The sequence below is a fragment of the Paenibacillus xylanilyticus genome (assembly GCF_047246825.1).
Lineage (GTDB): Bacteria > Bacillota > Bacilli > Paenibacillales > Paenibacillaceae > Paenibacillus > Paenibacillus xylanilyticus_B.
The window spans coordinates 79,207-92,921 of the sequence record NZ_JBFOLB010000002.1; the positions used below are offsets into that span (position 1 = coordinate 79,207).

The following is a 13,715-nucleotide window of genomic DNA, read 5'->3' on the forward strand; positions in this document are numbered from 1 at the left end:
CTGTCCTTCATTGTTCCAAGATATAATATCTATAGATGTAATAGGTTTGACCTATAATGAGGCAAATGCCAATAGACCACTGCATACACAGCGGCATTCAATTGATAACAATTATCATTATCACATACAACTTATACTACGTTCCTTCACCAATGGTGTCAATGCTTTTTCTACGGATTCACAACAGGAAAATGATTTATTCACCCGGAATGTTATAATGGTGGCATAACGAAAGGAATGACAAGTGCATATGGAATTCAGACAACTTCAATATACGCTGCAGATTGCTGCGGAACGGAATTTTTCCCGGGCAGCCGAGAAGCTTCATATCGCTCAGCCTTCACTGAGTCAGCAATTATCCAAACTGGAGAAAGAGCTGGGTGTTCTGCTCTTCCAGCGTAATACAAGCACCGTCGAGTTGACCCATGCCGGGGTCACATTTGTGGAGCAAGCCCAGAAAATCGTTGATGCCGTGGAGCTGCTCAGACAGGAAATGTCGGATATCTCCCAGCTGCGCAAGGGCAAAGTCGTTGTGGGCAGCATGCCGATCACCGGTTCACACCTCCTTCCGCATGTTCTCCCTGCTTACCAGCAAGCTTATCCGGATATCGAAGTTACCTTGCTCGAAGACGCCGGACTTACACTGGAGAAATTGACAGCAAGCGGCAAGGCAGATCTTAGTCTGCTCTCCTTGCCTCTCCAGGAGCCGAGCTTGGCTTACGTTGCGATCGGTGAAGAGCGGATCGATCTGGCGGTTCCACCTAATCATCCCCTGGCCATCAGAGGAAATCCGGAACATCCGATTCCCGTGCACATGGAGGAGCTGCGGGATGAGTCTTTTGTTGTCCTGAAGAAAGGGCAAGGCTTCCGTAAACTGACCTTTGATCTGTGCGAGCAGGCCGGATTTGATCCAAGTGTCGTGTTTGAAAGCAACAACATTGAAACCGTGCAGTCCCTTGTAGCTACAGGCATGGGAATCACGCTTGTTCCACGCTTTATTGCGAGGGCACCACGAAGTGAATTCGTGCCTGTATATGTGCCGCTCGCTGAACCTGTCCCGAGTCGTACTCTCGTCGTCGCTTACCGCCAGGGACGCGTACTGTCCAAGGCAGCAGAAGCTTTTATTGACACATTTAAACAGACCGTTGCCAAGCTCTCTGAGGGTGATCACGAAAATACTGCTTACGTAAAATAAACATCTCCATGATCAAAACAAACAAAGGCCTGACCCGTACGGGCCAAGCCTTTGTTATATACTCGTCTCCCGCATAAGCAGGATCAAGTTCTTGCATGAGATCGCAATGCTTCGTTACAGCACCATGTTGCTGATATCATGATTTAAGTTAACGTAGAAACGTACATAAGAGATTTTCAATTCTAGCTGTTTATTTTCGCAAATTACGTTCACTCGTCAGCCTGTTCTGCTGATTGACCAGTCGGCCTTCGTCCTGAACAGCTTGTTCAGGGGGTGATAGCCCTCCTGCCCCATTCTCTAAGAATGGCCTCAAGTGATCTTCCCTTGTGTTTTCCTGTTCCAGTCTCCTGAGCGTATCTTTCACATGGTTGTCCATTGATTGATCATCCTCCTTGGTGACGGGATAGTTATCATTACCCGCCTCCTGGAAGAATAAACACCTTACTGAAATATCTTTTATTATTTTCCCCCAAAATAAATGCCAGGTCTGCGGTCTTCAAAAACCGGAATACGTCCCCGCACTTCATCTACGAGAGAAGGACGAATCAGTCCTGTCACGATTTCTTCCCCTTCTCCGCCCTCAGCTACAATTTCACCCCAAGGATCAATAATGAGAGAATGTCCGAAAAATTCCGTGTCTCCCCCTTTACCTACCCGGTTGCAGGCGATGACGTACATCTGATTTTCAATGGCCCGTGCCGTCAATAGTGTACGCCAGTGGTGCAAACGCGGATTCGGCCATTCAGCAGGTACTATCAATGCTCTCGCCCCATTCAACGCAAGCGTACGGGCAAGTTCAGGAAAGCGAATATCGTAACAGATGGAAGCACCCGCTGTAAGACCGTTCTCCAGTTCGAAAATTTCAGGATCGGCGCCTGGCTGCAAATACTTCTCTTCATCCATAAGACGAAACAGATGCAATTTATCATAACGGGTGACCTGATCTCCATTTCTGTTATAAGCATACATTGTATTGAAAATTTGGCCATTTCGCTTCTCGGCTATGGATCCCCCAACAATGGAAATCTGATGTTTCAGGGCAAAAGCCGATAACCATGCCCGTGATCTTTGACCTTCCGGGTCAGCAAGCTCCTGGATTTTCTCCAAAGCATAGCCTGTATTCCACATTTCCGGCAGCACTGCCAGTTTCAGATCCGGATATTGTTCCACCGCTCGTTCGAGCAATGTCTGCATATGTTTATGATTGGCCTCAGGATTTCCGAGCTGAATATCCCCCTGAATCAGGGCAACACGCATTTCCCCCTGTTGTTGTTCTGTCATGACATGCACTCCTCTGAACCGTAATACCTGTTATCATAGCGTGATCACCGGAAAGCCTGCAACATCGTTTTGATCCTTCTGAATCAGGTCGGGATTCAGTGATAGCGACATTTCAACACGGATTGGAAAGCCAACGTCTTCTGGTTGTGCCACCTGATCATCAAACACGGTACCTTCATTTTTAAGGATACCTACAGGAACTACACTTAAGGCTAGTAAATCGCCTGTAACTTCACCTTGGTAAATGACACGCTGTGGATTGGTCGGAACTTCTACTTCGTGACCGGTCCAGTCAATGATCATAAAATAAAGGTTTTTTCGAAAATGGACAACCACGAATCCGGCGATTTGGGTTTTGTGCAAAATCCTATTTACCCCCTGTACAAAAAGGACCATTCTAAACTATCCCCTCTATACAGCTCGGGATTAGCGTGATAAATTAATGAATACTATTCCCATCTTTATGAACCGGAGTGATAAAAATAATGAATAATCAACAGCAACATTCGGGTCGTTCGGCTTTTAATATACCTACCTCAGATGTCATGACACAGCTGCCAACGCAATTTTTTGCAACCCTTGTGCAAAATGTGAATCGCGAAATCGCCAGTGGTCATGACGTAATTAATCTCGGTCAAGGGAATCCGGACACGCCTACCCCTCCACACATTGTAAAAACATTGCAAGAGTCCGCTGAAAATCCGCTTTATCATAAATATTCTCCTTTTAGCGGTCATGCTTTCCTGAAGGAGGCAATCGCCCACCGTTATAAGGAGGACTACAACGTTGACCTTGATCCGGAGACTGAAGTTGCAATTCTGTTTGGAGGAAAAACAGGTCTCGTCCAGCTGCCTCAAGTGCTGCTTAATCCTGGAGACGTATGTCTCGTTCCTGATCCAGGTTATCCGGATTACTGGTCCGGTGTTGCTCTTGCCAAAGCACACATGTCTTTTATGCCGCTGCTCGATTCAAACGCATTCCTTCCTGATTATGAGGCCATCTCGGCTGAAGATCGGGAGAAGGCCAAGCTGATGTACTTGAATTATCCCAACAATCCAACGTCTGCAACGGCCCCACTTTCCTTCTATGAAGACACGGTGGAATTCGCCATTCAAAATAAGATCGTAGTCGCCAGCGACTTCGCCTATGGCGCGATTGGATACGACGGTCATCGTCCGGTCAGTTTCTTGCAGGCTCCGGGTGCCAAGGAAGTCGGCATCGAATTTTATACATTATCCAAAACCTACAATATGGCAGGCTGGCGGGTTGGCTTTGCCCTAGGTAATGCGGAGATTATCTCCAAGATCAATTTGCTGCAGGATCATATTTATGTCAGCCTCTTTGGCGGCATTCAGGCTGCAGCTGCTGCTGCACTGACTTCCTCACAACAATGTGTTACGGATCTGGTAGCACGATATGAATCCCGACGTAATGCATTCTACGAGGCACTCGCATCCATAGGCTGGCAGGCTGCGAAGCCAGGAGGTTCGTTCTTCAGCTGGCTGCCTGTTCCTGCCGGCTTTACTTCAGCTGACTTTGCAGATTTGCTGCTTCGGGAAGCGAAAGTGGCTGTGGCCCCAGGAATAGGGTTTGGTACTCACGGGGAAGGTTACGTTCGGGCAGGTCTGCTGAGTGACGAAAAACGATTGCAGGAAGCCGCTGAGCGGATTGGCAAGCTGAACTTGTTTAAGTAATTAGAGGGTACATACCCCTTTGCATCTGCCAAGTTTCCATGGTATGTTATTAACAAATATCGAACGAAACGTGATGACGGGACCAGTACGAGAGAACAGGCCGCGCCCAGAGAGTAAATTCCACCGGGCTGCAAGAATTTACCGCGGCTTCTCTCCGAAACCTACCCCTGAGCGGCCTGTTTATGCAGGACGGTGCCTTCTGTTACAGGGCGCAAAGCCGGATGAACCAATCATCAATAAAGGTGGTACCGCGGAAGTCACAAACTTTCGTCCTTTTTACAACAAAGGACGGGAGTTTTTTTTGTACCGGGATAACCGTCCGCTGGTATCTCATTAATCATGTTTAAGGAAGTGAAAGCATGCCTTCACGTATTGTAGTTAAGATTGGAAGCAGTTCCCTTACCACGGAGGAAGGTGGACTTGATCGCAGTTCCATTTCATTTTTTGCCGATGAGATCGCTTCGCTCGCTGAACAGGGGCATGAAGTCCTCTTGGTCACTTCCGGAGCCGTTGCTGCCGGATTCCGCGAGATCGGTTACCCCCATCGTCCCAAAATGCTGCATGAGAAGCAGGCTGCGGCCGCAGTTGGGCAGGCATTATTGATGCAGGCGTATCAACAAGCTTTTGCAGCGCACCGCGTTACTACAGCGCAAATTCTGCTGACAAGAACCGATTTTCACAGCCGAAAACGGATGGGTAATGCTGGCATGACGGTGGAAGAGCTGCTCAGACAGCGGGTCATTCCCATTTTTAACGAGAATGATACGGTTTCTGTAGACGAGCTGAAATTCGGGGATAACGATCTGCTATCGGCACTCGTTGCCAATTTGGTAAAAGCGCAGCATCTCGTTATTCTCACCGATACCAACGGACTCTACACAGCAGATCCTCGTAAGGATCCCTCCGCTGTGCGTTATGATCGGATACCTGAAATTACTGAAGAAATCTATGCTTATGCCGGAGGTTCAGGTTCGTCGGTCGGTACAGGCGGCATGCGCTCCAAGGTCGATGCAGCCAAAGTGGCAACACGCGGAGGGGTTCCCGTTTTTGTTGGTAGTGTCAAGGAACCCGGGGACTTGCAAAATGCTGTTGAGGGCTGTGGTAAGGGGACCTACTTCGAGACTCGTCTGGCTGCACTCTCCCGCAAAAAGCAATGGCTCGGCTTCATGTCGACCCCCCTCGGTACAGTTGTAGTGGATGCCGGCGCCGAAGAAGCCCTTGTCCACGGTGGTCATAGTCTGCTGCCCGTAGGAGTCAAACACGTGCTTGGCACGTTCCACGCAGGTGACGTCGTAGAAGTCATTGGCATGGATGAGACGCTTCTGGGCCGAGGCATTGTCAATTATGATGATGATCAACTTCGTCTCATCGCAGGTAAGCCAAGCGGCGAAGTGATGAATACACTAAATGCCATCCATCGACTTGAGGTCATTCATCGAGACGAGTGGATTACGTTAAAATAACAAGTACTTGTATAAGGTAATGACTTGAACTTATATATCAAGGAGGAATTCCAGATGAGTGAAGTTAGACAAAAAGCCAGCAAGGCTCAAAGCAGCGTTCCACAGTTGAACCGCTTGAGTACAGAACAGAAGAACAAGGCCTTGCTCGCCATGGCGGACGCATTAATTACCGAATCGGAATCCATTATTTCAGCCAATGCTGAGGATCTCGAACGCGGAAGAGAACAAGGCACGCCAGAATCCATGCTGGACCGCCTCTCCTTAAATAAAGAGCGCATTGCAGGAATCGCTGAAGGCTTACGTCAAATTGTCGAGCTGCCAGACCCTGTTGGTGAAGTGCTGGAGTCGTTCACACGTCCAGACGGGCTGCATATTGAAAAATTGAGAGTGCCGATCGGTCTGATTGGCATCATCTATGAGGCTCGTCCCAATGTTACGGTGGATGCAGCCGGTTTATGCCTCAAGACCGGAAACGCCGTTCTGCTTCGAGGTGGTTCTTCTGCTCTCTCATCCAACCGGAAAATTGTGGAGGTGCTGCACCAAGCACTGGCAAAAACAGACCTGCCGCCAGATGCGCTGCAGCTCGTGGAAGATGCAAACCGCTCTTCAGTCGATGAAATGCTTAAGCTGAATGGCCTGCTGGATGTAATTATTCCTCGCGGCGGTGCCTCTCTGATCCGCAACGTGGTTGCCAACGCGACCGTACCTGTCATTGAAACAGGTGCAGGAATCTGCCATACGTATGTGGATGAATCGGCTGATCCGGTGATGGCAGCAGAAATTGCAATTAATGCAAAAGCACAGCGTCCGTCCGTATGTAATTCCATGGAAACCCTGCTGCTTCATGCCGTTTACGCAGAACAGCATTTGCCTGCCCTGGCCGAACAATTCCGTGAGGCTAATGTCTCATTGAAAGGCTGTGACACCACTCGCCGTCTCGTACCTGATGCCATTCCCGTGACGGAGGAAGACTACGCGACAGAGTATAACGATTATATTTTGAACATACGGGTTGTACAGAATTTGGAAGAAGCAATGAATCATATAGCAACCTATGGCACAAAACATTCCGAATGTATCGTCACTCGCGATACAGCTCATGCGGAACGCTTCTTGCATGACGTAGATGCTGCCGCGGTGTACCACAATGCATCCACACGTTTCACGGACGGATTCGAATTCGGCTATGGAGCCGAAATTGGTATCAGCACGCAGAAGCTGCATGCACGTGGCCCAATGGGTCTGCCAGCTCTTACTTCAACTAAATATCGCATTACTGGCAACGGACAAATTCGGCAGTAAAATCGCAGTTACAGACATATAGGAGGAACGATAACCATGAGTCAAGAACAACAGACGTTATTACAGCATAAGATTACTTTCCACGGAGCAGGTGCCATGGCAGAAGCCATCGTGCGCGGACTGATCTCCCGCCTCGTTGTACGTCCCCAGGATATTACAATGCTGAACCGGAGCAACCAGAAACGTCAGGAAGAGCTGAGTACCCGGTATGCCGTTCATACCGGAACAGCCTCCCAATCACTTGAACTGCTCTCCGCTTCTCCCGTTATCGTACTGGCCATGAAACCAAAAGACGCTGCTGGAGCTCTTCGCGAGTTGGGTCCCCTCCTTTCACCGGATCAACTCATTGTTTCTGTTATTGCGGGATTATCCATTCGTACGATGCAAACACTGCTCGGCCGCAAACAGCCGATTGCACGTTCCATGCCGAATACATCCAGCACCATTGGACTCGGTGCAACCGGTCTTGCTTTCTCCGCAGAAATTACGGATGAACAGCGCAGCACGGTTATGACGATGTTTGAAGCGGTTGGCATCGTGACCATTGTACCTGAGGAGAAACTGGAAGTGCTCACGGGTATTTCCGGAAGTGGCCCGGCTTATGTATACTATTTAATGGAAGCCATGATTGCCGCAGGAATCCGTGGTGGTCTGTCCAGTCAGCAATCGCGCGATCTAACCGTACAAACCGTACTCGGTGCAGCGCGGATGGTTCAACAGACTGGAGCGGAACCCATGAAGCTTCGCAGTGATGTCACCTCACCTGGAGGCGCTACACAAGCCGCACTGAAAACACTGGATGAGGGCGATTTCTTTGAAAATGTAATTGCAGCCGTCAACCGCTGTGCAGAGCGCTCACGGGAGATGGGGGCTGCCTTGGAAGGAGATTTAAGATGAATAACATGTGCACTGCCACATATCGTCTGCACGATGATCGTGCGGATTTTCGCAAAAAGGCGGAATCCATTGCTGTTGGCATGACTGTCGGCAGCTGGACCGAATTGCCACAAGCCAAGCGTGAAGCGATGCAGAAACATCTAGGCGAAGTCATCAGTGTAAACGTACATGAAACTGAGGGCATGGCTCCGGGCGAGCGGTATGCTGATATTACAATTGGTTATCCCGATGTAAACTTCAGTCGCGATATTCCGGCCCTGCTTGTCACTGTCTTTGGCAAAATTTCGATGGATGGCCGAATCAAGTTGACAAGACTTGGTTTCTCGGACGGATTCCTGAGCGCGTTCCCTGGTCCCAAGTTTGGTCTGAATGGTGTCCGTGATCTGCTTGGTGTCCAAGATCGTCCACTGTTAATGAGCATCTTCAAATCGGTTATTGGCCTGGATGCAGATGAGCTGCGCGAACAGTTTATCCGCCAGGCTCTAGGCGGAGTCGATCTGATCAAGGATGACGAAATTCTGTTTGAGAACAAGCTGACACCTATTGAAAAAAGAGTCGAGGTCTGCATGAAGGCTGCCGAACAGGCTCGCCGCGAGACTGGCAAGAAACTGCTCTACGCTGCCAACCTGACCGGCCCGACTTCGCGGTTGAAGAAGCAGGCTGAACGAGCGATCGATGCTGGAGCAAATGCCTTATTGTTTAACGTGCTATCCTACGGCTATGACGTTCTGCATGAGCTTAGCAGCGATCCGGACATCAACGTGCCCATCATGGCCCACCCTGCGCTTGCAGGCGCACTCTATCCTTCGCCGCATTACGGTATTTCGGCTTCGGTGCTGCTCGGTCAGCTGATGCGTCTTGCCGGAGCAGATCTCGTTCTCTTCCCATCACCTTATGGATCGGTGACCATGCCGAAAGAGGAGAATATGGCCATTACGGAACAGCTGCTCTCAAAAGAGCTCCCGGTAAGAACCAGTATGCCGGTTCCTTCGGCAGGAATTCATCCAGGGCTTGTGCCGCTTATTCTGCGTGACTTTGGCACCGACGTCATCGTTAACGCAGGCGGAGGCATTCACGGACATCCAATGGGCACTGAAGCGGGTGGACGCGCATTTTTGCAAGCCATCGAGGCAGCACAACGCTCGATTCCACTTTCAGAATATGCTGCTGAACATCCCGAGCTGAAAAGCGCACTGGATCTATGGGGTGGAGAACGATGAGAAGTGATAAGAAAACGGTCATTTTCTGCGATTTTGATGGTACGATCACCCTTTCGGACAATATCGTAGCCATCATGAAGCATTTTAAGCCTGAAGGCATTGAACCGATCATGAAAGACACTGTCGAACAGAAAATATCGCTGCGAGAAGGTGTCGGTGCCATGTTTGCTCTGCTACCTGCATCGCAAAAAGATGAAATTGTGGAATTTGTTCTTGGACAAGCAGGCATCCGCGAGGGATTCAGTGAGTTTCTGGAATACGTACGAAATGAGGGCATTGAATTCAATGTAACCAGCGGCGGCATGGACTTTTTTATCGAGCCTCTGCTTGCGCCATTCAACATTCCGCAAGACCACGTCTATTGTAACGGTGCTGACTTTACGGGTGAATTTATACGCATTGAGTGGCCCAATCCGTGCCAGCCCCCTTGTGAGAATGGCTGCGGCATGTGCAAAACAACGGTGATCCGTACGTTCCCGGAAGATCAATATAATCGGATTTTGATTGGAGATAGTTTAACCGATTTTGAAGGTGCCAAAATTGCCGATCTTGTCTACTCCCGCTCCATTTTGACGGACAAGTGCATTGAGCTTGGCGTAGATCATGTGCCTTTCGCTACCTTTTACGATATCATGGAAGACATGAAACAGAAGCAAACACAAGGAGTGCTGTAAAGATGGGTTTTGAAAAAATTACATTGGAACACAAACGCCAGGTACTGGAAGAACTTGCTGATATTAAAGCACTGTTTGCCAGCCGCAACTGGTTCCCGGGTACAAGCGGCAATCTGTCGATGCGTGTGGGAGAGTTTGATCCGGAGCAATTTTATTTTGCGGTTACGGCTTCGGGTAAAGACAAATCTCTTCGTACACCGGAAGATTTTCTGTTTGTGGACAAGCATGGCCAAGCCATTGAAACGACAACCCTGAAACCTAGTGCAGAAACGTTGATTCACTGTGAAATCTATCGTTTGACTGGCTGTGGTGCCGTGTTCCATGTGCACACCGTGTTTAACAACCTGATTAGCGAGTTCTTTGGTGCAGAAGCACATGTGCCAATTCAAGGAATCGAATTGATCAAGGCTTTTAATATTTGGGAAGAAAATGCCGAGATTCGTGTGCCAGTCCTGCCTAACTTTGCCGATATACCATCCATTGCCGAGTTGGTCCCAGGTGTACTTGATCCGAAGGTGCCAGGGATTTTGCTTCGCAACCATGGCATTTATGCCTGGGGTAAAGATGCGTTTGAAGCAAAAAGACATCTGGAAGCATTCGAGTTTTTGTTCGAAGTGATGTATCGTCAACTGCTGCTGAAAGGTGCTACGAAATAGAAATCATCCCTCTCCGATATTCAACAAACGAAAAACACGCCACGGGCTGCTTATTCAGCCTATGGCGTGTTTTTGTCTAGCGCATTACTACAACTTACAATCGATCATCCCGATCCCTGAACAAGAAGAGATTGGCTGATTCCTCGTCTTTTCCGTTTACTCCGCTATGCTGTCCAATTGGACGCTGCTTGCCGAAGAGCAGTTTCAAACCACCAAAAATGAGCAACAGGGAAACAATAACAGTATTCACATAGGAACGGATCTCGTAAGTCATGAAGAGATTGGGGAACATCTCATTCAGTTGCGGGATGACAAGCCGGATGGCCAGGTAATACACACCAAGCGCTGCGATCCCGAAGCCAATCAGACGCTGATGTTTAGCCCAATCTTTGAAAATAGGTTGATCGGTGAGCGGTTCCCGGCCATAACGGCTTGAACACTGAAGTCCATCAAAAAAGCTGTAGAACCAGATCAACGGAATCATGAACAGGAATACGGATAAATGAAGCAGGTCCAAAATATAAATGCTGCCAAGGAACAGGATCATTAATTGCATTCCGCGTTTCTGAAGACCCAAATACAGATGACCTGCCCCAGGAAAAGCGGACAAAAGGGTGGCCAACACCTTGCTTCGTCGTCCGGAAGCTCTTCCCATTTCCAGTTCTTCGAACAACGTTCGGTCCTGCAGCACTTCTCCTGCCTGCTTCCGGTGCGCATGCTGCACGGCGTCAAACATGCAGTACACCCAAATGACAGGAAGAATGAGCAGAAACATCAGAAAGGTATCTTCATTGGTAATGGAGGCTACAAAGACCATCATCGCGAAGGAACCAAAGAATGCAATCAGAAACGATAATCCCCGATGCAGGAGGCCCAAATGTAGATGCCCAAGGCCCGGGATGAAAGACAGCAAAATCGTAAAGAATCGTTCACCTTCGCTGCGTTTTGGATACATAGGTTGACCATATGTACCTTCTGGTATGCCGTATCCATGAGTAGAATGCTGATGCATCTCTTCTCCATTCATTTGCTCCATAGGGTCACTTGGATCCGGATATGCCTGCTGATATGGTGCTCCCTGATGAGGACCATAATGGGCTCCATAGCCGCCGTAATGAGCATTCCGTGCAGAAGGTGCGCGCAGCAGAGTGATTGTGATGTCCAGCATGCTGATACACCAGAAGAAAAAGGCAGCTACTGCTCCCATAACCATAAGCTCATCTTCATTGGTTACCACCATCAACATGAATGCACCGATCAAAGTGCCAAAGAAGAGCAATGGATAAATCATGGCCTTTGCGGTTCGACCCCAGTACAGAAAACCAAGACCCGGGACCGCATTTAACAGAAATGCAAGTAATTTGTTACGATCTGATTGCACAGTCGTCATCCTTTCTTTTCAGGCAATGCGAATTATTTATGGTTTAGGCTTGAAGTTATCCAGCCATGAAGTGGCTGTCTCCGTCCATTTTTGAGTGAAAGATCCCCTCTGCTCGCCTTCGTGGAACTTGTGATAAGGTGCGACCTTGTCAAACACCCCAGAAGAGAGGAAGATTAACGTCAGACAGGCCGCTACCGCGTAGTGAAACACTTTATGCTCCAGCCAGCGTCTGCTCCGCCCTGAACGTGATTTGCGCTTGCTCTTTGAATGTTCCAAAATTGTGATACGTTCCATAATAGAATCCGCAAAGTGAGCCGGATTGTCCAGTTTCGGCAATGTTTGATGAATACCCATAGCTTCCAGATAGTGATCCATGGCTTCCGGATCTTCGATTAATACCTTTTCCATGTGAATCGCTTGGTCCCCGGTAATTCGGCCTTCGATATAATCCGTCCAGTCCTGAACGCCGTACATCTCGATTTTACTCACGCCACTCATCCTCCTTCCAATGACTTCTGATCCACTGCCGGGCACGGTACAAACGGGATTCCACGGTTTTGACAGCCACCTGGGCATCATGGGCGATCTGCTCATAATTTTTTTCGCTTAAATAATACGCAGTAATAATGTCCCGATGCTGGGCAGGCAGTTGATTGATTCGTTCTCGCAGTGTTTCTTTTCGTTCTTCTCGAACGAGACGGGCCAGGATATCGTCTTCGCTTCCAGGCAGGTTGATTATTCGTTCTTCTCCACCCAGATCTTCACTGCTTCGTCTGCCCAGCCTGCGTTTTGCATCGATGGCTTTGTGAAAGGCAATTCGGGTAAGCCATGTTTTAAACCCTTCGGAACGGTAATCGGGGAGAGATTTATACATCTGGATGAACGCCTCCTGAGCTGCATCCTGCGCTTCCTGATCGTTCCTGAGTACGGAATACGCCACATGGTATACATGCTGGCTGTACTTATCGATCAATAAACGAAACTTGGATGTATCCCCTTGACGGATTTGTTCGATTAAGCGCGCTTCGTCAATGACTCTCCCCTCCTCTCCACTACAATAGACGACAGCTTTCTGGGCTGCCCCTGCGTATTTATTTAAATTTTTTAAATTCATGTGATTACATTGCCTGAAAAGATAAAATCATTCCATGGGTAGCTTGATCAATTCAATCTAGAATTCAAAAAACAGGCGCAGAATGTCTTCTGGCCTGTTCGTTGATTGTTCCTTTAAAACGCGGATTAACGTCCCCCGCTTCGGAAACGCTGCGTGTATGCCTTCGCGTCCTGAACATTCTTCACCCGGTTGCGGCTCCATTCCAGCAAAATGCGGTCAATGTAACGGAAATGCACTTTGCCGGCAAATACGGCTTCCTTCAGGGCCATCAAAATCAGCTCTTCCTGATATCGGTCCTGATCCAGCCAGCTGGAGATCGTTTCGCATTCCATAGGTGATAGCGGACGACCAAATTCTTTTTCAAAGATGGAGAACATGTTTCGTTCTTCCTCTTCTATTTGAACACTGTTCGAATTTGGACGTGCGTTCATGCTCATCTGCTGTGCTCGCGCTGCTGCTGCATCTTCAGCGACACACGCTGCGAGCTTGGCATACAGTCCATGCAAATCGTAACGCTCGTACTGAATATCCCGCTCCTCGTCCCGATGCTCATCAATGGATATATATCCATCCCGCATCAGTCGCTGCAGCATTCTGGCGATGCCTTCAGGGGCAAGTCCCATACGTGCCGCGAGCTCTTCCAAGGTGGGAAACTCATTGAATTCTGCCTGACGGTAACCCAGCAATTGAATCAGCAAAAGCACTTCGGAATCTGTTAATCCAAGTTGATGATAATAACGCAACAAAGCATACGGGAGCTGTGCTGTCCCAGACGTCAACCCGTAAGCTACGCCACTCAGCCACGCTTTGGAGCCGGTTTCTTCCATAGATTCGCGAT

15 protein-coding genes are annotated in these 13,715 nt (G+C 48.8%); 8 read left to right on the top strand and 7 right to left on the bottom strand.

The features are described 5' to 3' along the window. Positions 1–250: 250 nt before the first annotated feature. On the top strand, positions 251–1,195 hold the full coding sequence (locus AB3N00_RS15005) for a LysR family transcriptional regulator (protein ID WP_413035346.1): 945 nt from the start codon (positions 251–253) through the stop codon (positions 1,193–1,195). Positions 1,196–1,385: 190 nt separating this feature from the next. Here the strand turns inward: AB3N00_RS15005 and AB3N00_RS15010 are convergent, their stop codons facing one another. From AB3N00_RS15010 to AB3N00_RS15020, 3 genes are all read right to left on the bottom strand, one after another. Further along, positions 1,386–1,571 (bottom strand): hypothetical protein, encoded by a 186-nt coding sequence (locus AB3N00_RS15010; protein WP_095292751.1) that lies wholly within the window; start codon positions 1,569–1,571, stop codon positions 1,386–1,388. An 83-nt stretch (positions 1,572–1,654) separates the two neighbouring features. Further along, complete coding sequence (locus AB3N00_RS15015) at positions 1,655–2,476, bottom strand: carbon-nitrogen family hydrolase (RefSeq protein WP_413035347.1); 822 nt, start codon at positions 2,474–2,476, stop codon at positions 1,655–1,657. 33 nt (positions 2,477–2,509) lie between these two features. After that, entirely contained in the window at positions 2,510–2,839 is a 330-nt protein-coding gene (locus tag AB3N00_RS15020; protein ID WP_413035348.1) for a hypothetical protein, read from the bottom strand. A gap of 122 nt (positions 2,840–2,961) precedes the next feature. Between AB3N00_RS15020 and AB3N00_RS15025 the strand changes: the two genes are divergently transcribed. The 7 genes from AB3N00_RS15025 to AB3N00_RS15055 all read left to right on the top strand — a co-directional run bounded on the left by AB3N00_RS15025 (position 2,962) and on the right by AB3N00_RS15055 (position 10,382). After that, on the top strand, positions 2,962–4,170 hold the full coding sequence (locus AB3N00_RS15025) for a pyridoxal phosphate-dependent aminotransferase (protein ID WP_413035349.1): 1,209 nt from the start codon (positions 2,962–2,964) through the stop codon (positions 4,168–4,170). A gap of 359 nt (positions 4,171–4,529) precedes the next feature. Continuing rightward, positions 4,530–5,633 carry a glutamate 5-kinase gene (gene proB, locus AB3N00_RS15030; protein WP_413035350.1) on the top strand — a complete coding sequence of 368 codons (1,104 nt, stop codon included), beginning with the start codon at positions 4,530–4,532 and terminating at the stop codon, positions 5,631–5,633. Positions 5,634–5,687: 54 nt separating this feature from the next. Next, positions 5,688–6,935, top strand: a complete 1,248-nt coding sequence (locus AB3N00_RS15035) for a glutamate-5-semialdehyde dehydrogenase (protein ID WP_413035351.1) — start codon at positions 5,688–5,690, stop codon at positions 6,933–6,935. Between the two features lie 36 nt (positions 6,936–6,971). After that, entirely contained in the window at positions 6,972–7,832 is an 861-nt protein-coding gene (gene proC / locus AB3N00_RS15040; RefSeq protein ID WP_413035352.1) for a pyrroline-5-carboxylate reductase, read from the top strand. Beyond that, a complete protein-coding gene (locus AB3N00_RS15045; RefSeq protein ID WP_413035353.1) occupies positions 7,829–9,052 on the top strand; it encodes a 2,3-diketo-5-methylthiopentyl-1-phosphate enolase in 1,224 nt (407 codons plus the stop codon). Before proC ends, AB3N00_RS15045 begins: the two co-directional genes overlap by 4 nt. Then, a complete protein-coding gene (locus AB3N00_RS15050; protein ID WP_413035354.1) occupies positions 9,049–9,726 on the top strand; it encodes a 2-hydroxy-3-keto-5-methylthiopentenyl-1-phosphate phosphatase in 678 nt (225 codons plus the stop codon). The genes AB3N00_RS15045 and AB3N00_RS15050 overlap by 4 nt, the downstream gene beginning before the upstream one ends. A gap of 2 nt (positions 9,727–9,728) precedes the next feature. Beyond that, on the top strand, positions 9,729–10,382 hold the full coding sequence (locus tag AB3N00_RS15055; RefSeq protein WP_413035355.1) for a methylthioribulose 1-phosphate dehydratase: 654 nt from the start codon (positions 9,729–9,731) through the stop codon (positions 10,380–10,382). A gap of 94 nt (positions 10,383–10,476) precedes the next feature. Here the strand turns inward: AB3N00_RS15055 and AB3N00_RS15060 are convergent, their stop codons facing one another. From AB3N00_RS15060 to AB3N00_RS15075, 4 genes are all read right to left on the bottom strand, one after another. Continuing rightward, entirely contained in the window at positions 10,477–11,763 is a 1,287-nt protein-coding gene (locus tag AB3N00_RS15060) for a multi-tm2 domain protein (RefSeq protein ID WP_413035356.1), read from the bottom strand. A 36-nt stretch (positions 11,764–11,799) separates the two neighbouring features. Further along, entirely contained in the window at positions 11,800–12,252 is a 453-nt protein-coding gene (locus AB3N00_RS15065; RefSeq protein WP_413035357.1) for a hypothetical protein, read from the bottom strand. Then, the gene (locus tag AB3N00_RS15070) at positions 12,245–12,877 is read right to left on the bottom strand and encodes an RNA polymerase sigma factor (RefSeq protein ID WP_413035358.1); all 633 of its coding nucleotides are present in this window, start codon (positions 12,875–12,877) and stop codon (positions 12,245–12,247) included. Before AB3N00_RS15070 ends, AB3N00_RS15065 begins: the two co-directional genes overlap by 8 nt. Before the next feature lie 125 nt (positions 12,878–13,002). Continuing rightward, complete coding sequence (locus AB3N00_RS15075; protein ID WP_413035359.1) at positions 13,003–13,704, bottom strand: DnaD domain protein; 702 nt, start codon at positions 13,702–13,704, stop codon at positions 13,003–13,005. Positions 13,705–13,715 lie beyond the last annotated feature (11 nt).

Bases quoted from the DNA above. Each gene is read 5' to 3' on its own strand.
- AB3N00_RS15005 (WP_413035346.1), top strand. From the start codon at position 251: ATGGAATTCAGACAACTTCAATATACGCTGCAGATTGCTGCGGAACGG.
- AB3N00_RS15010 (WP_095292751.1), bottom strand. From the start codon at position 1,571: ATGGACAACCATGTGAAAGATACGCTCAGGAGACTGGAACAGGAAAAC.
- AB3N00_RS15015 (WP_413035347.1), bottom strand. From the start codon at position 2,476: ATGACAGAACAACAACAGGGGGAAATGCGTGTTGCCCTGATTCAGGGG.
- AB3N00_RS15025 (WP_413035349.1), top strand. From the start codon at position 2,962: ATGAATAATCAACAGCAACATTCGGGTCGTTCGGCTTTTAATATACCT.
- proB (WP_413035350.1), top strand. From the start codon at position 4,530: ATGCCTTCACGTATTGTAGTTAAGATTGGAAGCAGTTCCCTTACCACG.
- AB3N00_RS15035 (WP_413035351.1), top strand. From the start codon at position 5,688: ATGAGTGAAGTTAGACAAAAAGCCAGCAAGGCTCAAAGCAGCGTTCCA.
- proC (WP_413035352.1), top strand. From the start codon at position 6,972: ATGAGTCAAGAACAACAGACGTTATTACAGCATAAGATTACTTTCCAC.
- AB3N00_RS15045 (WP_413035353.1), top strand. From the start codon at position 7,829: ATGAATAACATGTGCACTGCCACATATCGTCTGCACGATGATCGTGCG.
- AB3N00_RS15050 (WP_413035354.1), top strand. From the start codon at position 9,049: ATGAGAAGTGATAAGAAAACGGTCATTTTCTGCGATTTTGATGGTACG.
- AB3N00_RS15055 (WP_413035355.1), top strand. From the start codon at position 9,729: ATGGGTTTTGAAAAAATTACATTGGAACACAAACGCCAGGTACTGGAA.
- AB3N00_RS15070 (WP_413035358.1), bottom strand. From the start codon at position 12,877: ATGAATTTAAAAAATTTAAATAAATACGCAGGGGCAGCCCAGAAAGCT.
- AB3N00_RS15075 (WP_413035359.1), bottom strand. From the start codon at position 13,704: ATGGAAGAAACCGGCTCCAAAGCGTGGCTGAGTGGCGTAGCTTACGGG.